This is a genomic window from Flavobacterium flavipigmentatum (assembly GCF_020911905.1).
In the GTDB taxonomy this organism is placed as follows: domain Bacteria; phylum Bacteroidota; class Bacteroidia; order Flavobacteriales; family Flavobacteriaceae; genus Flavobacterium; species Flavobacterium flavipigmentatum.
In genome coordinates, this window is sequence record NZ_CP087133.1 from 4,088,917 (window position 1) to 4,109,997 (window position 21,081).

The 21,081-nt window shown below is 33.4% G+C and carries 21 protein-coding genes; 12 read left to right on the forward strand and 9 right to left on the reverse strand.

Features of this window, described 5'->3' with window-relative positions; translation table 11 throughout:
- Window positions 1-20: 20 nt before the first annotated feature.
- Window positions 21-305: a hypothetical protein gene (locus LNP22_RS17225; RefSeq protein ID WP_210666327.1), complete on the reverse strand. Its 285-nt coding sequence runs from the start codon at window positions 303-305 to the stop codon at window positions 21-23.
- 134 nt (window positions 306-439) lie between these two features.
- Window positions 440-919: a Dps family protein gene (locus tag LNP22_RS17230; protein ID WP_229974557.1), complete on the reverse strand. Its 480-nt coding sequence runs from the start codon at window positions 917-919 to the stop codon at window positions 440-442.
- Window positions 920-1,026: 107 nt separating this feature from the next.
- Between LNP22_RS17230 and LNP22_RS17235 the strand changes: the two genes are divergently transcribed.
- Window positions 1,027-1,968: a LysR substrate-binding domain-containing protein gene (locus tag LNP22_RS17235; RefSeq protein ID WP_210666329.1), complete on the forward strand. Its 942-nt coding sequence runs from the start codon at window positions 1,027-1,029 to the stop codon at window positions 1,966-1,968.
- A 33-nt stretch (window positions 1,969-2,001) separates the two neighbouring features.
- Here LNP22_RS17235 and LNP22_RS17240 read toward each other — a convergent pair whose 3' ends face one another.
- Both LNP22_RS17240 and mnmC2 read right to left on the reverse strand, forming a co-directional pair.
- Window positions 2,002-2,199 (reverse strand): hypothetical protein, encoded by a 198-nt coding sequence (locus LNP22_RS17240; RefSeq protein WP_210666330.1) that lies wholly within the window; start codon window positions 2,197-2,199, stop codon window positions 2,002-2,004.
- A gap of 167 nt (window positions 2,200-2,366) precedes the next feature.
- Window positions 2,367-3,032 (reverse strand): tRNA (5-methylaminomethyl-2-thiouridine)(34)-methyltransferase MnmC2, encoded by a 666-nt coding sequence (gene mnmC2 / locus LNP22_RS17245; RefSeq protein WP_229974558.1) that lies wholly within the window; start codon window positions 3,030-3,032, stop codon window positions 2,367-2,369.
- 307 nt (window positions 3,033-3,339) lie between these two features.
- Between mnmC2 and LNP22_RS17250 the strand changes: the two genes are divergently transcribed.
- On the forward strand, window positions 3,340-4,410 hold the full coding sequence (locus tag LNP22_RS17250; protein WP_229974559.1) for a branched-chain amino acid aminotransferase: 1,071 nt from the start codon (window positions 3,340-3,342) through the stop codon (window positions 4,408-4,410).
- A 59-nt stretch (window positions 4,411-4,469) separates the two neighbouring features.
- Here the strand turns inward: LNP22_RS17250 and LNP22_RS17255 are convergent, their stop codons facing one another.
- Window positions 4,470-4,850 carry a nucleoside triphosphate pyrophosphohydrolase family protein gene (locus LNP22_RS17255; protein WP_229974560.1) on the reverse strand — a complete coding sequence of 127 codons (381 nt, stop codon included), beginning with the start codon at window positions 4,848-4,850 and terminating at the stop codon, window positions 4,470-4,472.
- A 461-nt stretch (window positions 4,851-5,311) separates the two neighbouring features.
- Here LNP22_RS17255 and LNP22_RS17265 point away from each other — a divergent pair, with 461 nt between their 5' ends.
- The 4 genes from LNP22_RS17265 to LNP22_RS17280 all read left to right on the forward strand — a co-directional run bounded on the left by LNP22_RS17265 (window position 5,312) and on the right by LNP22_RS17280 (window position 7,964).
- The gene (locus tag LNP22_RS17265; protein ID WP_229974561.1) at window positions 5,312-6,439 is read left to right on the forward strand and encodes an SRPBCC family protein; all 1,128 of its coding nucleotides are present in this window, start codon (window positions 5,312-5,314) and stop codon (window positions 6,437-6,439) included.
- Window positions 6,440-6,500: 61 nt separating this feature from the next.
- Window positions 6,501-7,043: an RNA polymerase sigma factor gene (locus LNP22_RS17270; RefSeq protein ID WP_229974562.1), complete on the forward strand. Its 543-nt coding sequence runs from the start codon at window positions 6,501-6,503 to the stop codon at window positions 7,041-7,043.
- 33 nt (window positions 7,044-7,076) lie between these two features.
- A complete protein-coding gene (locus LNP22_RS17275) occupies window positions 7,077-7,490 on the forward strand; it encodes a hypothetical protein (protein ID WP_229974563.1) in 414 nt (137 codons plus the stop codon).
- Between the two features lie 15 nt (window positions 7,491-7,505).
- Complete coding sequence (locus tag LNP22_RS17280; RefSeq protein WP_210666337.1) at window positions 7,506-7,964, forward strand: sensor of ECF-type sigma factor; 459 nt, start codon at window positions 7,506-7,508, stop codon at window positions 7,962-7,964.
- Between the two features lie 94 nt (window positions 7,965-8,058).
- On the opposite strand, the gene LNP22_RS17285 is transcribed toward LNP22_RS17280, so the two are convergent.
- Complete coding sequence (locus LNP22_RS17285) at window positions 8,059-9,132, reverse strand: WD40/YVTN/BNR-like repeat-containing protein (protein ID WP_210666338.1); 1,074 nt, start codon at window positions 9,130-9,132, stop codon at window positions 8,059-8,061.
- A 114-nt stretch (window positions 9,133-9,246) separates the two neighbouring features.
- On the opposite strand from LNP22_RS17285, the gene LNP22_RS17290 reads away from it, so the two are divergent.
- The 3 genes from LNP22_RS17290 (at window position 9,247) to LNP22_RS17300 (ending at window position 13,930) form a co-directional block, all read left to right on the forward strand.
- Window positions 9,247-10,476 carry a hypothetical protein gene (locus LNP22_RS17290; protein ID WP_229974564.1) on the forward strand — a complete coding sequence of 410 codons (1,230 nt, stop codon included), beginning with the start codon at window positions 9,247-9,249 and terminating at the stop codon, window positions 10,474-10,476.
- A 128-nt stretch (window positions 10,477-10,604) separates the two neighbouring features.
- Entirely contained in the window at window positions 10,605-12,569 is a 1,965-nt protein-coding gene (locus tag LNP22_RS17295) for a KUP/HAK/KT family potassium transporter (protein WP_210666340.1), read from the forward strand.
- A gap of 146 nt (window positions 12,570-12,715) precedes the next feature.
- Window positions 12,716-13,930, forward strand: a complete 1,215-nt coding sequence (locus tag LNP22_RS17300) for an RsmB/NOP family class I SAM-dependent RNA methyltransferase (RefSeq protein ID WP_229974565.1) — start codon at window positions 12,716-12,718, stop codon at window positions 13,928-13,930.
- Window positions 13,931-13,997: 67 nt separating this feature from the next.
- Here the strand turns inward: LNP22_RS17300 and LNP22_RS17305 are convergent, their stop codons facing one another.
- Window positions 13,998-15,041, reverse strand: a complete 1,044-nt coding sequence (locus tag LNP22_RS17305) for an AMP-binding protein (protein ID WP_229974566.1) — start codon at window positions 15,039-15,041, stop codon at window positions 13,998-14,000.
- Window positions 15,042-15,045: 4 nt separating this feature from the next.
- Window positions 15,046-15,981, reverse strand: a complete 936-nt coding sequence (locus tag LNP22_RS17310; protein ID WP_229974567.1) for a CPBP family intramembrane glutamic endopeptidase — start codon at window positions 15,979-15,981, stop codon at window positions 15,046-15,048.
- A gap of 115 nt (window positions 15,982-16,096) precedes the next feature.
- On the opposite strand from LNP22_RS17310, the gene arsC reads away from it, so the two are divergent.
- Complete coding sequence (arsC, locus tag LNP22_RS17315) at window positions 16,097-16,441, forward strand: arsenate reductase (glutaredoxin) (RefSeq protein ID WP_229974568.1); 345 nt, start codon at window positions 16,097-16,099, stop codon at window positions 16,439-16,441.
- Window positions 16,442-16,536: 95 nt separating this feature from the next.
- Window positions 16,537-18,984, forward strand: a complete 2,448-nt coding sequence (locus tag LNP22_RS17320; protein ID WP_229974569.1) for a TonB-dependent receptor — start codon at window positions 16,537-16,539, stop codon at window positions 18,982-18,984.
- Window positions 18,985-19,051: 67 nt separating this feature from the next.
- Here the strand turns inward: LNP22_RS17320 and LNP22_RS17325 are convergent, their stop codons facing one another.
- Window positions 19,052-19,222, reverse strand: a complete 171-nt coding sequence (locus LNP22_RS17325) for a hypothetical protein (RefSeq protein WP_229974570.1) — start codon at window positions 19,220-19,222, stop codon at window positions 19,052-19,054.
- A gap of 383 nt (window positions 19,223-19,605) precedes the next feature.
- Here LNP22_RS17325 and fumC point away from each other — a divergent pair, with 383 nt between their 5' ends.
- Window positions 19,606-20,991: a class II fumarate hydratase gene (gene fumC / locus LNP22_RS17330; RefSeq protein ID WP_229974571.1), complete on the forward strand. Its 1,386-nt coding sequence runs from the start codon at window positions 19,606-19,608 to the stop codon at window positions 20,989-20,991.
- The last annotated feature ends 90 nt before the right edge of the window (window positions 20,992-21,081 follow it).

Consider the following 21,081-nt stretch of genomic DNA (forward strand, 5'->3'; position numbering starts at 1 on the left):
CGAAAAAATAATGGGAAGTATTATATCAAGTTCGGTGGTGGAGCAAATATGCTCGGAGAAATATTATCTAATTTTACAATATTTTCTGAAAGTATCAATTTTGATTCTGTAACGACAAAAAATATAAATTCATGCTCAAAAACAGGAGAATAAACAGCTGCTTTTAATTCTTTATGCGCCTTTTCTTCTTCAGAAAAACTAAAAAATATTGACGTATCACTGCTTTTCTTGATCACCGTTACAATAGTAGGTGTTGACAAGAATGCAATAAATATAAATAAAAGTATCTGAGCAATTAATTTCATTTGAGCAAAAATAGAATTTAACAAATAAAATCAGCGCAAGAAGGAGAAAAATTTATACAAATTTAACATTCCTAAGAAACAAGCCAAACAAAATCTTATCAGACTCTAGTTATAAAAAAATCAAAAACAGCGCTTTACAATTCTTCCTCAAGCCATGCGCGCATCATCCAGATTGTTTTTTCTTGCTCAGCAATAAAGTCGCTCATCATAGAATTGGTTCCCTCATCGCTGATTTCTCCAGATTTATTCAAAATTTCTCTTTCAATTTTTAATAAATCAGACAAAGAATGAACGATTAATTGAACTGCTTTCTCATCATTAGAAATATTTTTACCTACAGTAAGTTTATTGTTTTTAATATAATCTTCGAAAGTATGTAAGGGTGTCCCGCCAATTGTTAAAACTCTTTCGGCTATCATGTCTATTTTTAGTTGTGAATCTGTATACAACTCTTCAAATTTTACATGTAAATCAAAGAATCGTTTTCCACGAATATTCCAATGAATTCCTCTTAAATTTTGATAATATACCTGAAAATTGGCCAATAAAATATTTAACTTTTCTACTAATAATTCTGATTCTTTTACGGGTAATCCTAAAATATTTGTTTTCATGATTTTTAAATTTACAGTATACAACTACAAATTTAAGCTAAGTTTTTTAAAATTATTATAAATAAAAATTATATTTCATTATTTTTGCATCAAAAAATACTATCCAAATGACGATAACTCAATTACAATATGTATTAGCTGTTGCCGAACACAAAAATTTTACGCTGGCTGCAGAAAAATGTTTTGTGACTCAGCCGACTTTGAGCATGCAAATTCAAAAAATTGAAGAAGAACTTAATATCCAGATTTTTGATCGAACAAAAAAGCCTATCCAACTTACCGATATTGGCCAAAAAATTGTAAATCAAGCCAAGAATATTGTTAATGAAGCCAATAGAATTAAAGATATTGTAGAACAGCAGAAAGGTTTTATTGGTGGCGAATTTCGTTTAGGAATCATTCCGACCATCATGCCAACGCTTTTACCAATGTTCCTGAATAATTTTATAAAAAAATATCCAAAAGTAAAATTATTAATCGAAGAATTAAATACAGACGAAATTATTGTAAAATTGAAAAATGGTCATCTGGACGCTGCGATTGCCGCTACGCCGCTGGAAGATGAAAAAATAAAAGAAATTGTTTTGTATTTTGAGCCTTTTGTCGCCTATATACCAGAGCATCACGCAAGTTTTGAAAAGCAGGAAATTGAAGTTTCTGATTTGAATCTGAATGAAATATTGCTTTTGCAGGATGGCCATTGTTTTAGAGATGGCATTTTAAATTTATGCAAAAATGGTTCAGACATCGACCAAAATAATTTTCAAATTCAGAGCGGAAGTTTTGAAACCTTAATAAAACTGGCAGACGAAGGGTTGGGTACGACATTGCTTCCGTACTTGCATACTTTAGATTTGAAAGATTCAGACAAATTAAAACTTCGCAACTTTAAGGAACCAAAACCCGCTCGCGAAGTAAGCTTAATTTACCCCAAAAGTGAATTGAAAATGCAAATCATAGACGCACTTCGCTCTACCATTGCAGGAGTTGTAAAAGGCGCAATTGTTTTTCAAAATGTGCAAATAGTGAGTCCGCTCTCTAAAAAATAGACCCTAAAAAAGGAGCCGATTTGGCTCCTTTTTTTATACTTTGATTAATAATAAACTTGGTTCTAATTCTGGTTTTTCAATTATAAAATTTAATAACCATTCTTGCAATTGCTCCATCTCGTATGGTAAGAGCGTTTTTATTGCTTTTTCTAACTCTTTATAGAAAAGTATCGGATCAAAACTCACTCGTTCAAGTATTGATTTTGTGTAATCAAACATCATTTTTGACATGGTAAAATAAGATTTTGGGGTTTATCTTTATTTTTAAACTCCCGGTAAAAGTAAACAAATAACAAATATAACAACAGTATTTAACTATTTTTTTTGAAAGTTTTATTAACGAAAACGTTTTCTGAATAATTATAAATCAATATAGAATTATTCTAAATAGCTTATTTTTAAGCCTTTTTAGTTGCTCTGAACATCTCTCGTTTTCCTGGCGGTCCTGCCAATTTTTCTACAACAAAACCCACCTCAATCATACTTCTTTTTACAACACCTCGCGCTGCGTATGTTACCAAAACGCCATTTGGCTTTAAACTATTGTACATTTTTCTAAAAATTTCGGTACTCCACAACTCGGGTTGCACTCGAAATCCAAAGGCATCAAAGTAAATCAAATCAAAAATTTCTAAATCGTCTATTTCATCAAAAAATTGTTTTCTTTTGGTTAACGAAAAACTCCTGCTTAACATCACCTTTTGGTTCCATTCGCACTCGTGCATTTTTTTAAATATATCTTCAAACGGTGAAGCTTCCAGCTCAGCAACATAATTCATCTGCAAAACTTCTTCTGCAGGAACCGGATACGCTTCTACTCCAACATAATTTATAGGTTGCGTTTTTAAATTTGACTCTAAAAAAGTGATAAATGCATTCAAACCAGTTCCAAAACCAATTTCAAGCAACGAAACCTCTTTATTTTCAAACAATGAGAGACCGTTTTTTATAAAAACATGTTTGGCTTCCTGAATGGCTCCGTGTTTTGAGTGATAGCATTCATCCCATTCATCCAAATGAATTGTAGTTGAGCCATCTAGCGTTTTAATTATTTCTCTTTTCACTTTTTTAAAATTTATTGTAAGGCCTAACCGATTTTAAAATCGGATTATGAGTCAAATTTAGTCAAAACAAATGCGTAAAGCCTTAAAAAACCACACGTTTTTCATAAATTCTTTATAAAAATGTCTTAAATTTTTAAGTTTATTATAAGATAGATAAATCTCAGTCAAACGGTATAAATAATGCAGTTTTAGTAAGTAAATTATATATTTTTATTTAATTTTGCATATTACAAATTCTATTTACACCAAATCATTGCTTTAGATTTTTTCTATAGAAATGAATTTTACAATAAAACCTTACATAATTATGAGTACAACTCAAACAAGCAAAATTGAAATCAGAAAAGCCACTTCATCAAAAATAGATGCGGTAGACTTTGAAAACTTAAGCTTTGGTGCTGTTTTTACAGACCATTTATTTGAATGTGATTTTAAAAATGGTCAGTGGCAAAATCCTGTCATTAAGCCTTACGCGCCCATTTTAATGGATCCTTCATCAAAAGTCTTTCACTACGGGCAAGCTATTTTTGAGGGAATGAAAGCTTACAAAGACGACAATAATGATGTTTGGTTGTTTAGACCTGATGAAAACTACAAGCGTTTTAATAAATCTGCAACCCGTATGGCAATGCCAGAAGTTCCGGAGGATATTTTTATGGATGGTTTGAATGAATTATTGAAATTAGACAAAGACTGGATTCAGAAAGGAAACGGAAGCAGCATGTACATTCGACCATTTATGATTGCAACTGGGGCCGGTGTTGTTGCTAATCCATCTGAAGAATACAAATTTATGATTTTACTTTCTCCTGCAAAATCCTATTATTCTGGAGAAGTAAAAGTAATTATTGCAGAGCATTACAGTAGAGCTGCCAACGGTGGCATCGGAGCGGCAAAAGCTGCAGGAAATTACGCAGCGCAATTTTACCCAACAACTTTGGCCAATAAAGAAGGTTTTCAGCAAATAATCTGGACAGACGATGCCACGCACACCAAACTGGAAGAAGCGGGAACAATGAATGTCTTTTTTAGAATAAATGACACTTTGCTGACAGCACCTACAAGCGAAAGAATTTTAGACGGTATCACCAGAAAAAGTTTGATTGCAATGGCTGAAAAAGAAGGTCTAAATGTTGATGTACGCCCTGTTATTGTTTCTGAATTGGTAGAGGCTGTAAAAAATGGTTCTCTAAAAGAAATTTTTGGTGCCGGAACCGCTGCAGTTGTAAGCGTTATCAAGGGATTTTCGTATCAGGATGTTTATTACGAAATGGCTCCTGTTGAGAATTCTTATGCTTCTCTTTTAAAAGAAAAACTAACAAATCTTCAAAACAAACTTTCAGAAGATACTTTTGGATGGACTGTAAAAGTTCAATAACTAAAAGATAATTATAAAAACAAACCCGACAGATTTTAAAATTTGTCGGGTTTTCTATTTTATAAAAGTTTTGAAAAATCAGGTTTAAAATAATTTGGTCCTTTCATTACCTTTCCGTCTTCACGATAAATTGGCTGTCCGTCTTCGCCTAATTTACTCATATTACTGCGCTGGATTTCATCAAAAACAGCTTCAATTTTACCCTGCAAACCATGTTCTATAATTGTTCCGCACAAAATGTACATCATATCCCCAAGTGCATCAGCAATTTCTACTAAATCCTTATTGTGTACTGCTTCCAGATATTCCTCATTTTCTTCTTTCATCAAATTATAACGCAAAATATTTTTGGCTTGACCCAAGTCTGCAATGGGAGTTTCGCTATGACCGATTTTAAAAGCAGTATGAAACTCTTTCACCGCATCAAGTTGTTTTTTCATAATTTTTATTTGATTAAATGAGCGGCCAAATTAGCAACAATTCATATACAATTAGCTATTTTTGTCAAAAAAAATTAAAATCATGTTTAGTCAGGGACAATTAATATTTGGATTATGTTTTTTTATCGCATTTGTAATAGCTATTGTATTTGCTTATAGAAAAGATTTAGCATTACACAAGATTTTTTACAAAGGAAATTATAAAGTATTGATCGCTTTTCTTCTTTTTATCACGATCCTTTTTGTCATTAAAATATTTTTGAAGCGATAATTCGGCTAAATTTTTAGGGATTTAATTCAAAAATATTTTTAAGATTTATACCCGCAAAGGTTTGTTATTTTTTGTCTAAAAACGTTTTTTGTTTGAACCACTATTTTCAAAAAGCGAGTAATATTTTGCTTTCTTATAGTACGACTACTAATAAAATTTATAACTTTACGACTCAAACAATACATTACCGATGAAAATCTTAAAATATTTATTCCTTTTATTATTACTAAGCTTTATTGCTCTCACCGTTTTTGTAGCGACTCAAAAAGGCGATTTTTCTGTAGAAAGAAGTAAAGTGATCAATTCACCAAAAGCTACTGTTTATAGTTATGTAAATGATTTTAGAAACTTTGAAGATTTTGAATCATGGGCAGTTGAAGATCCGTCTGTAAAAATTGTATTTCCTGAAAAAACGATTGGTAATGGCGCTTCTTATTCCTGGAGTGGGGATGAGGGAACGGGAAATGCGATAACATTGGAAGCCAAAGAAGGCGAAAGTATTCATCAGAAAATGAACTACGACGGTAATGAAGCAGATATTAATTGGATTTTTAAAGATACTCTGGCCGGAAAAACAAAAGTGACATGGAAAGCTACAGGAACAATGAGTTTTTTATTTAAAATCTACACGGCTTTAAATGGTGGGTCAGATAATATAATTGGAACAATTTCAGAAAAAAGCTTGGCCAATATTGATAAAAATTTAGATTACGAAACCAAGACTTTTGCAATAAAAGTAAACGGTCTCGTTAAGAAAACTGAAGTTTTTTACATCAAGCAAACTTTTACTAGCGAAATAAAAAAAGTTAATAAAAATGCGCGTATCGTAATTCCGAAACTTATGGAGTTTTGTAAAACGGGTAATTTAATTCAGAGAGGAAAACCTTTTATCATTTACCATACGTACGACACCGTTACGGGTCTGGCAAAAATATCGATCTGTTTGCCTATTAATAAAGAAATTTTTACCAGTTCCGGAAGTGATATTTTGGCTGGAAAACTCAATTCTTTTGAAGCCGTAAAATCTACATTAACGGGAGACTACACGCATTTAGACAAAGCCATTACAAAAACCAGAGTCTTTATCAACAAAGAAAAATTAACCCCAGAACTTAGCTGGTCACATCTGGAAATTTTAGCAATTAACAAAATGGATGTTAAAAGTCCGTCAAAACTAATGACTGAAATCTATTTGCCGGTAAAACCAAAAGTAGCACCGATAACAATAGCTCCTGTCTACAAACCTCAAACTACAGAACCTATTCCTACGCCAGTAGAAAAACCTGCTAAACAAGAAGAAGAGCAATCTGAATTTTAAAAAAAAGTTTCGTTTTAAACCTTTTGTCCTAAATTCATTCTAACAAGATAAAGAATCAGACTTGACAAACGAGGAGGAATTTATAGCACAATTATTAAATCCTAAAACGCAAAATACTGCGTTTCAAAAACTCTTGTCAGAATATCAAAGACCTTTGTATTCTCACATTCGGAACATTGTTTTGAATCATGATGATGCCGATGATGTTTTGCAAAATACATTTGTAAAAGTTTTTCAATATTTAAAAAATTTCAAAGGTGAAAGCAAATTGTTTTCATGGATGTACCGCATAGCTACTAACGAAGCGTTGACTTTTTTAAATCAAAAGGCAAAATTAAACCAGCTCACATCTGAAGCTTTACAAAATAAAACCATTGACAATCTTCCTGCCGATGTATATTTTGATGGAAGCGAGATTCAGATAAAACTTCAAAAAGCGATAGCAACATTGCCTCAAAAACAGCAGTTGGTCTTTAAAATGAAGTATTTTGAAGAATTAAAATATGAAGAAATAGCCGAAATTTTGGGTACTTCTGTGGGTGCATTAAAAGCTTCCTATCATCATGCTGTAAAAAAAATTGAATTATATGTTACCACAAATTAAACCTTTTGGCAAAACAGATATCTTATAGACACTATGAAAACATTTAAATTAGAAAACGAGCCAAAAATTAAATCTGGATTTAAAACTCCTGAGGATTATTTTGATACTTTTTCGACTAAGGTTTTGGAACAAGTAGACAAAAAAGAAGTAAAAGTTATTGCCCTTAACAGACGTAAAAAAGTGATCTCTATGTTTGCTGCAGCTGTAATCTTGATCGGATTAATGATTCCGATAGTAAATAATTACAATAGCAAATCAAAAGAACTTGATGCTGAGACTTTAGAAACCTATTTATCGTATCAGTCAAATTTAAACCAATATGATTTAATTAAAGAATTAGACAATACTGACATTCAAAAATTGGGCAAAAATGTAGCACTTGAAGATGAAACGATAGAAGATATTTTATCATCTAATCCAAATATTGAAAACTTAATTTCGGAATAACTAAATTTTAAAAAGATGAAAATCAAAAACATACTATCAATACTTTTCTTTCTGGTCAGCTTTTCATTTTATGCACAAAATGGAAACCTAGATGAAAAACGTGAAAAAATAAAAGAATACAAAGTTGCTTTTTTAACGACTGAACTCGAACTTACTTCAGCAGAAGCTGAAAAATTTTGGCCGATTTATAACGCTTATGATGACAAACAATTTGAATTGCGTCATGATAAGATGAAAACGTATCTACGCAAATTGAATGACGATACTATTAATTCGATTTCAGAAAAAGAGGCTACTACGCTTTTATCACAAATAGAAAGTACAGATAAAGAATTGTATTTGTTAAAAGAAAAATACATTCAAAGCCTAAAAAAAATACTTTCGGCAAAAAAGATATTAAAGCTTAAAAAATCGGAAGATGATTTTAATAGAAAATTATTAAAGCAATACAGAGACAAAGCAGGTAAAAATTAATTACCCAAAGAAACAACAGCTGAAAGAACCCTATATAATAATACTTACTTTATTATTTAGGGTTCTTTCTATTTAACTGATGTTATATATTTAATTAAGGCTCTTGTCTCTTAAAACGAAGTCTAACTACCTTATTGTATCCCGCAGCAATTGCAGTAGTTTTGTTGATAAAACGAATGGTAAAAAGTGAATTATCATTAGAGTATTTTATCCAATTTACTCCTCCGTCCAGTGAGTACATTATTCCTGATTGTCCCACGCAAACTAATTCTTTGGCATTCGTACCCGGTACATATTGCACACAAGAAGCATATCCAAATCCTTTGTCCTGAGCTACTAATTGCCAAGTTTGACCACCATCATTGGTTATCGCTTTATTGTCTGTCTTTTTATCCAGATCTTCAAAATCTCCACCGGCTATAATTCCGTGTTTAGAATCATAAAAATCGGCTGTAAAAATTCCAGCCATTGCTTTTCCTTGTATGATAGGGGTATCGATCACTTTCCATGTTTTTCCTTTATCTCCCGAATAAAAAACACGTGATTTTTTTCCACCAGAAACGATCCATGTATCATCTCCTTTGACTACCACATTTGTATTACTGGCTGCAAAAGCGCCTTCGCCAACAGCATTTGTTGGTAATTTATCAGACAATAATTTTGCCCAAGTTTCGCCACCATCACGGGTTACAATAACCGAAAAAGTATCTTCTGTTGGATCTCCAATAGCGATTCCTTCATTTTCATTCCAAAATTGCATACTATCGTAAAAAACTTTTGAATGAATTTCCTTGTAAACCAATTTTACTTTTTGCGTTTTTTTAGAAACCTGATACAATAATCCCGGGTTAGCAACACTTAATAAATAGATATTTTGCGAAGTTTGTGCAATACTTCTAAACTCTAATTTAAGCGTATCACGATAAATATGCTCCTCAAATCTTGACTTTTTACTCAAATCATAATAACCAAAACGAGAGTTATCTGCTCCATACCATACTTTATCACCATCAATAGCAATGGCACGAATACTGATTTTATCCTGAAATAAAGTATCTACTTGCATAGATGTAAAACCATAATATAATGCGCGCTTGTTACCATCATTTGCAGTTCTAAAAGACATTAATAAAACAAAGGCTCCTAGAAACAAAACTAATTTTCTCATACAGATTTTTTTTTGCGCTAAAATACAATTATTTATAAGATATGAAAAGCTTTCGCTTTTTTTCTGGCACAGTAATTGGATATCTCAGAATATTAATCTTAAAAATGATTTGCCATGAAAACCAATCTACTTTTAATAGCAATGCTAACTTTGGGTTTTAGCACTTTTCAAGTTCAGGCTCAAACAACTGTTTATGCAAAAAATTCAGATATAAGCGATAATTTAGATCTAAGAGCTGTTGCTTCTATTTTTGGAGAATCGAATAACTTACAAGATTTTGAGAGACGTTTAAACGATCCAAAATTTCAAATTTCGAATCTTGATTTAAATGACGACAACGATGTTGATTATTTACGTGTAATAGAATCTGTAGAAAACAGAACGCACGTTGTTATAATTCAGGCGGTATTAGACAGAGATGTTTACCAAGACATTGCAACAATTGATGTTGAAAGAGACAATTACAACAAAGTAAGCGTACAGGTGGTAGGAAACTCTTATTTATATGGAGACAATTATATTTATGAGCCAGTTTACCATGTATCTCCAGTAATTTACACATCGTTTTGGGTAAATAATTACAGACCTTATTACTCTAGCTGCACATGGAATGTTTATCCTACCTATTACTATGCATGGAGACCTTACCCTATTTACAGATACAGAAGAAACATCAATGTTTGTATTAATGTAAGCAACAATTACAACTATGTAAACTATAGAAGAAGCTATAGAGCTCCTGCCATCTGTGAAACAAGACGTGCTTATGGGTACGAAAAAATGCGTCCTAATCATAGTTTTTCGCAAAGAAATTCAAATGTAAACAACAGATACGAATTAGATCAAAGACGTGTTGCAAGTAGACAATCCAGCAGAAGCAATGGTGTTTACACTAATGCTAACAGATCAAACGAAGGAAGATCTTCATCTTTAGATAATAAAAATAGAAATTACACCGAAAATAGAGGATCATCAAACAAAAATTATAATACAGAGCGAGTTGCATACAATAGAGATAATACTGTAAAAGCAGCTACTCCCGCAAGAGTTGAAAGTACAAGAAGAGTAGAATCTCAAAGAAGCTACGGCGAAAATAATATGAGTTCTTCAAGAGGAAATTCAGAAAGCAGAAATAATACTAACAGAGTTGCTACTGAGCAAAGAGCAACAGAGTCGCAAAGAAATTATTCTCAAAACAGAAGCAACTCAGAAAACAGAAACAGTACTTCGAGACCACAAGCCACTCAACGCTCCGAAGCTCCGAGGGGCAATCAGGAAGCAAGGGGTAATCAAGGCTCAAGAGAAAGTTCTTCCTCTTCTAGAGGTGGTGGCAGAAGAATTTAAATTAAGAGAATTCACGATAACTAAAAAGCACAATTTTACGATTGTGCTTTTTTTTATCTTTTTAATTATAATTGACGTTAATTTATTTTAAAACAGTAAATTTGCAACCGTCTTTTATAAAAACATACATGAGCGCATCACATAAAAACTTACATAGTAAGTTGTCTGTAGGAGGTTTATTGATCACATTAGGAATTATTTACGGAGATATTGGTACTTCTCCTTTATATGTAATGAAAGCCATACTTGGTGAACATACCATTGATGCAGATATCGTTTTAGGGGGTATCTCCTGCGTTTTTTGGACATTAACTTTACAAACTACTATAAAGTATGTCCTTATCACTTTAAGCGCTGACAACCATGGTGAAGGAGGCATTTTTGCTTTGTATGCTTTGGTAAAAAAAACAAAAATTCAATGGCTCATTGTGCCCGCCATTATTGGAGGAAGTGCCTTATTAGCTGATGGAATTATAACACCGCCGATTTCGGTTTCGTCTGCCGTAGAAGGAATAAAAACCTACTATCCGGAGATAAACACGATCCCGATCGTTATCGGAATTTTGTTCGTTTTATTTACTATACAACAATTTGGGACCAAACTAGTTGGAAAATTCTTTGCTCCGATGATGCTAATCTGGTTCGCCATGTTAGGTACGTTAGGAATAATTCAAATCTTAGATCACCCTGAAGTAATAAAAGCAATCAACCCTTATTATGCTTATCACTTATTACAAATACATCCGGATGGCTTTTTTGTACTTGGCTTTGTGTTTTTGTGTACAACGGGAGCAGAAGCTTTGTATTCGGATATGGGACATTGCGGACGCAAAAACATCAGAATTAGTTGGATTTTTGTTAAGATAACTTTGGTTTTAAATTATTTTGGACAAGCAGCTTATCTTATAAATAATGAAGGTCAAACACTTAAAGGTTTAGGCGGTGAAAACGGAAATCCATTCTACCTAATCATGCCAGATTGGTTTCAGCCGGCGGGTATTGTTATCGCTACTTTGGCTGCTGTTATTGCCTCTCAAGCACTTATTAGCGGTTCGTTTACTTTGATAAATGAAGCGATGCGACTAAACTTCTGGCCAAAAGTAAAAATCAAATACCCTACAGAAGTCAAAGGTCAATTGTACATTCCGTCAATCAACTGGTTGTTATTTTTTGGTTGTGTTGGAATCGTTTTACATTTTGAAAAATCAAGTAATATGGAGCATGCCTATGGTCTTGCAATCGTATTGTGCATGATCATGACAACCATCTTACTCAATTATTATTTAATCATGAAAAGAGTAAAACTCTATTTTATGATTCCGTTGATTACTATTTATTTAATAATTGAATTTAGCTTTTTGATTGCCAACATTACAAAATTTAGCGAAGGCGGATATGTTACTTTAATTATTGCCGTTCTGTTAATTTCTGTAATGACTACTTGGTATTTAGCTAAGAAAATTAACAAAAGTTACACCAAAATTGTCAAGATTGACGATTATAAAAAGGTGTTGATGGAATTGAGTCAGGACTTAACGATTCCAAAATATGCTACCCATTTGGTATATATGACAAATGCTAATCGTGTAGATGAATTAGAGCAAAAAGTAATGTATTCTATTTTGCAAAAGCGACCAAAAAGAGCCGATATTTATTGGTTTGTACACGTAAATATTTTGACAGAACCATATAAAACGCAATATAAAGTTACCGAAATAGTAAAAGATGATATTTATAGAATCGATTTTAATCTCGGATTTAGAGAACCTACCAAAATCAATTTAATGTTTCGTGAAGTGATTCGAGATATGGTAAAACGAGGAGAAGTAGATATTACCAGCCGTTATGAATCATTAAACAAAAACAATATTATTGGCGACTTTAAATTTGTATTATCAGAAAAATTCCTTTCGAATGATAGTGATTTAAAATGGCATGAGAATATTATCATGAACTCTTATTTCTTCATCAAGAAACTAAGTTTGTCTGAAGAAAGAGCTTTCGGTTTAGATAGTAGTTCTGTGAAAATAGAGAAATTCCCAATGGTGCTTCATGCTCCCGAAAACATTGGATTAACTCGAATAATAAAATAAAAATTCTTTTAAAATACATTCAAAAACACTCATTTAGTTACTATCTGAGTGTTTTTTTTCTTTTTATTGAAAGTCAAAATAACATTCAAAATTAAAAATTTAACTTTCAATCAATTAATAGTACCTTTGCAAATCAAATAATTAAAATGAGATTACACAGAAATTTAGTTTATACTACCATCGATTCTTTGAACGCAATTTTCAATGAAGGAGAATATGCAGACAAAGTGGTAGCAAGAGCCTTAAAAAAAGACAAACGTTGGGGAAGTTCTGACAGGAAGTTTGTTGCTGAAACCATATACGAAGTTGTTCGTTGGAAACGATTATACTCAGAAATTGCCGAAGTAAAAGAGCCTTTTGACAGGGACAATCTTTGGAGAATGTTCTCTGTTTGGGCAGTTTTAAGAGGATATCCTATCCCAGATTGGAGACAATTGGAAGGAACGCCAGAGCGAAAAATAAAAGGACGTTTTGACGAACTTTCTAAAATTAGAGCATTAAAAGAATCCATTCCGGACTGGATGGACGAATTGGGCGTAAAGGAACTTGGCGAAAAAGTATGGGCAAAAGAAATTGCTGCTCAAAACCAACCTGCCAAAGTTATTTTAAGAACCAACACACTTAAAGGAACCAAAGAAAACCTTAGAAACACCTTGATGGATTTGAATATCGAAACCGAATATTTAAACGATCAACCTGAAGCTTTGGTTCTGAAAGAAAGAGCCAATGTATTTTTGACAGACGCTTTTAAACAAGGACTTTTTGAGGTACAAGATGCCAACTCACAATTGGTAGCTGGTTTTCTTGATGTAAAACCAGGAATGCGAGTTGTAGATACGTGTGCAGGTGCAGGAGGAAAAACATTGCATATTGCCTCTTTAATGGAAAACAAAGGACAACTAATTGCAATGGATTTGTACGAAAGCAAATTGAAACAATTGAAATTAAGAGCCAAAAGAAACGGCGCTTTCAACATAGAATACCGCATTATTGACAGTACAAAAGTGATCAAAAAATTGCACGAAAAAGCAGACCGTGTTTTGATTGACGCACCTTGTAGTGGTTTGGGAGTACTGAAAAGAAATCCTGACGCTAAGTGGAAATTGCAACCGGAGTTTATTGATAACATTCGAAAAGTACAAAGTGAAGTTTTGGAAAGCTATTCTAAAATTGTAAAACCAGGCGGGAAATTAGTATATGCAACTTGCTCTGTTTTGCCTTCTGAAAATCAGGAACAAGTAGAAAAATTTCTAAAAACAGAAATTGGACAACAATTTAATTTTATCAAAGACAGAAAAATTTTGGCTTCAGAGTCAGGTTTTGATGGTTTTTACATGGCGCTTTTAGAAAGAAAAGGATAAATTTTTAATTCTAAAATAATAAAATCCAAATTCCAACACTAAAACTTGGAATTTGGATTTTTGTTTTTTAGGATTCTAAACTTGGCTTTCGGAGCATTTTGCCGTTTCCTGTTTCTTTAAATTTAGGTACAAAAACAATTTCTTTGGGTTTTTCAAATTTGCCCAAAAAATTAAAGAAATCTGACGCAAACTCTTGTTTTTCACCTTCAATGACTAAAATTAATTTTTCGCCCAAAGCGATATCAAGAACTCCTGTTACAAAAAATCGTGCATTTATTTTTCCTGTCAGTTTTGCTTCAATTTGTTCGGGAATCAATTTTACACCGCCACTATTAATGACGTTATCTATTCGGCCAATAAAAACAAATTGGCGGTCGTTTATAAGTTCAACCAAATCATTAGTAACGATAGGATCAGCAGATACGGAAGGCAAATAAATCACCAGACATTCTCTTTCGTCCTTTGCAATTTTTACGTTTGGCAAAACAGAGAAAACCTTCTCTCCTACTCGCTTGGCGGCAATATGAGTAATTGTCTCGGTCATGCCATACGTTTCGTAAACTTCCGTTTTTAGAGACAATAATTTTTCTTCTAGAGAAGCATCCATTTTTGTGCCTCCTACGATTAGTTTCTTTACATTTATTAATTGTTTTATACTATTTTGAACCTGTAAAGGTACCATAGCCACAAAATCGTATTTTACTGTATTTCTAGCCAAAGGATCAAGACTTGGTTCTACGATGTCTATTTCGAGACCGAGAATTAAACTTCGCACAAGCATCATTTTTCCCGCAATAAATTTAACCGGAAGACACAATAACGCCTTATCACCCGGGCTTAAATCAAAAAAATCACCCGTTGCCAGAGCCGAATGAATCATGGCTTGTTTTTGAAGCCTAACTTCCTTCGGAAGCCCTGTAGACCCGGATGTCGTCATTTCAATATACTCTTTATTATCAAACCAATCCAGCAAAAATTCGCCAATTGCTTTTTCGTAAAGATCGCCTTCTTTAATATAACTGTAGGCAATATTCCCCAGTTCTTTAGCATTAAAATGATGACCATTTAATTTAAAAAAATTATGTACGTTGTGGTGTGTTAAGTTTGACATAGCGCTATTGATTTGATGATTCTACAACATTTATTTTTCCCGTTAATTTTTGTTTCCAGTCGCTCCATTTGTATTTTTTTGAAAAAATATAAAGCAAAATAGGATATACTATCACCACCGGCAAAATCACATCAAAACCAGCGGAAGGTTCAGACAAGTCTCTAAAAATAGAATGCGTCTGAAAAACCGACCAATCTGATGTAACCAGTAATGCTCCCGTGAGGTTGTTGGCAGCATGAAAACCAAGTACCAACTCTATACCTTCGTCCATTAAGGTAATGATACCCAATAAAAAACCGGTCCCGATATAATAAATCATGACAATGCTTCCCATTTTGGTGACTTCTGGATTGAACCAATGCATCGAACCAAAAATAAGTGAAGTCATAACTAAAGGAAACCATTTATTATGAGCCAAATTGGCAAATCCCTGCATCAAATATCCTCTAAAAATATATTCTTCTGTACTGGTTTGTATAGGAATAAAAATTACTCCTATAAAACATAATATCAAAAAAGGCTCCCATTTAAAATTACTGATAAACTTGTCTGGCGCATTAAAATAAAGAATAAAAAAACTTACTACGGAAAAAGTTGCCCACAACGCAAAGGAGAAAAAAACACGTTTCCAATCTATTTTTTTTCGAGAAGTGGTAATAGACAACAACGTTTGACTGTGCCAATATTTTACGACAAAAAATACTCCTGCAAAAGCAAAAACAAACGAGAGCATGACTAAAAACAACGTAAGATTGGGCTCAAAAACTTTCATTATAACAGCATTTTCGCTGGGAAAATCCTGTTTGTTTATATAACTTTTATAAAGAACCGCTACTGAAAACGGTATTTGGCCGATAAATGAAGCCGCAATTATAAATACCGAGCCAATAAGATATTTCCAAAATTTATTCTCTGGTGAAATTCCTTGTTCTAAAAACATACATTTGAAAGTTTAAAAAATAAGAGTTTAGTTGTACAACTAATAATTTTTTTGGGGAATGCTAAAATACTTATTTTTTATTTTAACTACCTTTATATCCTCTAAAAATACAAAAATGATACAAATTTATCATAATCCACGTTGTGGAAAATCCAGAAACTGTCTTGCTTTTATTGAGCAAACCAATCAACCGTACGAAATTATTCCGTATCTCATTGAAAATCCATCTTTTGAGGATTTAAAAATTATACTCGAAAAATTAAATATAAAACCAATTCAATTGATTCGAATTAAAGAGAAAATATGGATCGAAAACTATAAAAGCAAAAACTTACAAGACAACGAAATCATTCAGGCAATGGTCGATCATCCTATTTTAATCGAAAGACCCATTGTAGTAAAAGATAAAAAAGCCATTATTGGTAGAGATTTAGATGAGGTTGCTTCTTTTTTAGAATAATTGCAAAGAATAATATTAACATATTTTTGTGATTCTTATCATTAAACCAAAAGGTACATTTTCAGTCTAAAGACTGAATGAAACCCAAAACACCAATGAAAAAATTGAAATTTGCTGTAATACTTGTATTTCTTTTTACAAGTTTTTACAACTACGCTCAACAAGCACTATCACCCAAAAACAAAGTTAAAGTTACCGGAAAAGTTTTCGAAAAAGTAAGTAAACAACCTCTTGAATATGCCACGATCTCTATCATGTCGGCCAATGACACGAAAGTTATTGCAGGAGGAATCACCAACCCAAAAGGTGAATTTGAAGTAGCCGTTGCACCGGGAATATATGATATTAAGATTGAATTTATCTCTTTTAAAGCAACAGAAATTAAGCAACAAAATATTGAAAGCGACACTAATCTTGGTGCCGTGAATCTTTCTGAAGATGCTGCACAATTGAATGAAGTTGTCATTCGTGCAGAAAAATCAACGGTAGAAATTAAACTAGACAAAAAAGTATATAACGTAGGTCAGGATATGATGGTAAAAGGCGGAACCGTAAGCGATGTTCTGGACAATGTACCATCTGTTTCTGTAGATACAGAAGGAAATGTAAGTTTAAGAGGAAGTGACAATATTCGAATATTAATTGACGGAAGACCTTCTAACGCAATTAATATGGCAGAAGCATTGCGCCAACTTCCGGCAGATGCTATTGATAAAGTAGAAGTGATTACCAATCCATCAGCTCGTTATGATGCAGAAGGAGGTTCAGGATTAATTAATATCATTCTTAAAAAAGGTAAAAATCAAGGTTTTAACGGAACTTTTATTGCTTCAACTGGTATACCAGAAACGTACGGTTTAAGCGCTAATTTAAATTATAAAACTGAAAAATTAAATTACTTTACAACTGCTGGTTACAACTACAGAACCAATGAAGGTCGTGGTAAAACTGATTCAGAATATTTTAACGAAGACGGCACAACTAAAAACTTTTTGGATGAAGACCGTGATACCAAAAGAATCAGAGACGGTTTTAATGCAAGAGCGGGATTGGAATGGACCATTACCCCTACTACTTTTTGGACCAACTCTATTAATTATCAAAATAATACCGGAGAAGACAGAGACTTGATCAATTATAATAATTATGATGCCTCTCGTAATTTTACAGGTGCTACTTTTCGATTGAATGACGGAAATACCAGTAGCGAAAATGTAGAATATAGCTCAAATTTGATCAAAAACTTTAATAATGAAGGCCATAAATTAACTGCCGATTTATCTATTTCAAGAAATACAGACGATAGCAACAGTCTTATTACGGGTACAGATGATTTTAACAATACGTTAAATGATCAGGTTCAAAAACAAGTTCAGTTGCAGGCAGATTATGTTTTACCAATCGGCGAAGGAAGTCAGTTTGAAGCAGGATACAAAGGAAACTTTGCCGATTTGAACAATGAATATTATGTTCTTGACGAAAACGGTATCGCACTTCCAAATTTATCCAATACGTTAGAGTATAAAGAAAACATCAATGCAATCTACACTCAGTACGGCTTCAAAGTAAACAAATTCTCTTATTTATTTGGTTTACGCTGGGAGGATACCAATATTCAGGTTAACCTTTTAGATACAAATGATTTTAATACTAAAAAATACAACAACTTGTTTCCAAGTGCATTTGTTAGTTATGAAATATCCGATCAGAGTAATTTTTCTGTCAGCTACAGTAAACGTCTGTCAAGACCAAGAGGACGTTTCATGAATCCTGCAGTAAATTATTCAAGTAATATCAATATTTTTCAAGGAAATCCAGATCTGGATCCCTCTTTAACTGACAAATATGACGTTGGTTATCTCAAACGTTGGGAGAAAGTAACTTTTAATACTTCTGCTTATTATGAAGATACTAAAGATGTTTTCAGTTTTGTGAGATCTCCTACTGGTGAAGAAGTAAATGGTGTGCCTGTCATTTTAAGCAGACCTATCAACTTAGGAAAAGAGCAAAAATTTGGTTTCGAATTCACATTAAATTATACACCTTTTAAATGGTGGAGATTAAATAGTAACTTCAATCTTTATAACGTAAAAACCAGTGGAGAAAACAGCTATACAAATGCCAATGGAGAACTTGTAGTTCAAAATCTGGACAACAAAGCCAATACATGGTTTGCTAGAATGAGCTCAAAAGTTACATTGCCTTATAAAATTGACTGGCAGTTAACAGGCGTGTACAATGGTGAACAAAAAACAGCTCAGGGTAAAAACCTTGGACAATTTGGAATGAACACTTCATTTAGCAAAGATATTTTAAAAGAACAGGCAACAGTCGCCTTCAATGTTAGTGATATTTTCAATTCTCGTGTCATGAGGTCATATACCTATCTTGAAAATCAAACCTCTTATGGCGAAATGCAGTTCCGTAGACGACAGTTCAACTTATCGTTTACGTATCGTTTCAACAAAAAGAAAACCGATAGAGATAAAAATGCTCCAAAAAATGGTGGCGACGAAAACGGTGGTGGAGAATTCCCTGGATAATCCAACAAAAGACATAAAAAAAAGGACTCGTACAAACGGGTCCTTTTTTTATGAAATCAATTCAAAATTAAATTGATTGTTCTTGCTTTTTCTTTGCTCTTTTCTCTTTGATCATTTCTACACTGGCTCCAGTTATCCAATAACCTACGAAACCAACCAAGAAAAACATCAACCAAAACCCTATAGTTAGTATGGTCAAGAAAAGTAAAAAACCTAAGTACTGTGAAAATTCAAACATGTTTTCCGGAATTTTTGAATGTAAGTACAAATGTATGTTTTAAATTTTTCGTTAGCAATAAAAACCAAATCAATTTTTATAAAATCACAATAATCCGTATATTTAAACTCATTTTAAATAAGCTTTTCTTTCGATTATTTTTTAATTAACTAAATCACAAGAATATGAGTGTTTTCAGGAGCTGTTTCCTGCTGTCCCCTGTATCTTTTCCTAGCTAAAGAAGCCAGAAAAAGGATGTCGGTCCCATCAGGGCTAGGACACTTGTTTTCATAATAAAATTTATTCAATACTATCTGGTTGAGCGATTTCATAAATTACAGATAACATTTTAGAGAGTTCAGACAACATTTCACAAATTACAGATAACATTTTACAAAAAAATCATGAAATACAGAATAGAAAAAGACACCATGGGCGAAGTTCAGGTTCCGGCAGACAAATATTGGGGAGCCCAAACCGAACGTTCAAGAAACAATTTCAAAATTGGCGCAGCATCCTCCATGCCCAAAGAAATCATAGAAGGTTTTGCTTATCTTAAAAAAGCTGCCGCATTTGCCAATACCGATTTAGGTGTTTTACCCGCCGAAAAAAGAGACGCTATTGCAGCCGTTTGCGACGAAATTTTGGCAGGCCAACTACACGATCAATTTCCTTTGGTTATTTGGCAAACAGGTTCAGGAACACAAAGTAATATGAATGTCAATGAAGTCATTGCCAATCGTGCACAAGTCCTTAAAGGCTTTAATATTGGCGAAGGCGAACCTTTTATAAAAGCCAACGACGATGTCAATAAATCGCAATCTTCCAACGATACTTTTCCTACTGCGATGCACATTGCAGCTTACAAAATGGTCGTAGAAACGACCCTTCCGGGAGTTGAAAAATTAAGAGATACATTACACCAAAAAGCAACCGAGTTCAAAAACGTTGTAAAAATTGGCCGCACCCATCTTATGGATGCCACGCCACTAACATTAGGGCAAGAAATTTCGGGATATGCAGCACAATTAAACTACGGCATCAAAGCATTAAAAAACACACTGGCACATTTATCAGAAATCGCTTTAGGCGGAACTGCTGTAGGAACAGGACTTAATGCACCAGAAGGCTACGATGTAAAAGTGGCCACATATATTGCACAATTTACCAATCATCCTTTTGTAACTGCCGAAAACAAGTTTGAAGCTTTGGCCGCCCACGATGCCATTGTAGAAACGCATGGAGCATTAAAACAATTGGCGGTTTCTCTAAATAAAATAGCCAATGACATTAGAATGCTGGCTTCTGGACCACGCTCTGGAATTGGCGAAATTCATATTCCCGAAAACGAACCAGGGTCTTCTATCATGCCCGGAAAAGTAAATCCAACACAATGCGAAGCGCTGACTATGGTTTGCGCACAAGTGATCGGGAACGATGTTGCTATTGCCGTGGGCGGTATGCAAGGTCATTACGAACTCAATGTTTTTAAACCGATGATGGCTGCAAACTTCCTGCAATCGGCGCGACTATTGGGAGATGCATGTGTGTCTTTTGATGAACATTGCGCTCAGGGAATTGAACCCAACTACAAAAGAATCAAAGAATTAGTAGACAACTCTCTCATGCTGGTAACGGCATTGAACACAAAAATAGGATATTATAAAGCCGCTGAAATCGCCCAAACTGCGCACAAAAACGGAACTACTCTTAAAGAAGAAGCTGTTCGTTTAGGTTATGTCACCTCCGAAGAATTTGATGCTTGGGTGAAACCTGAGGAGATGGTTTAATTGCAATTGTTCAGGTTTTAGGTTTCAGGTTTCAGGTTTCAGGTTTCAGGTTTTAGGTTTCAGGTTTCAGGTTTCAGGTTTCAGGTTTCA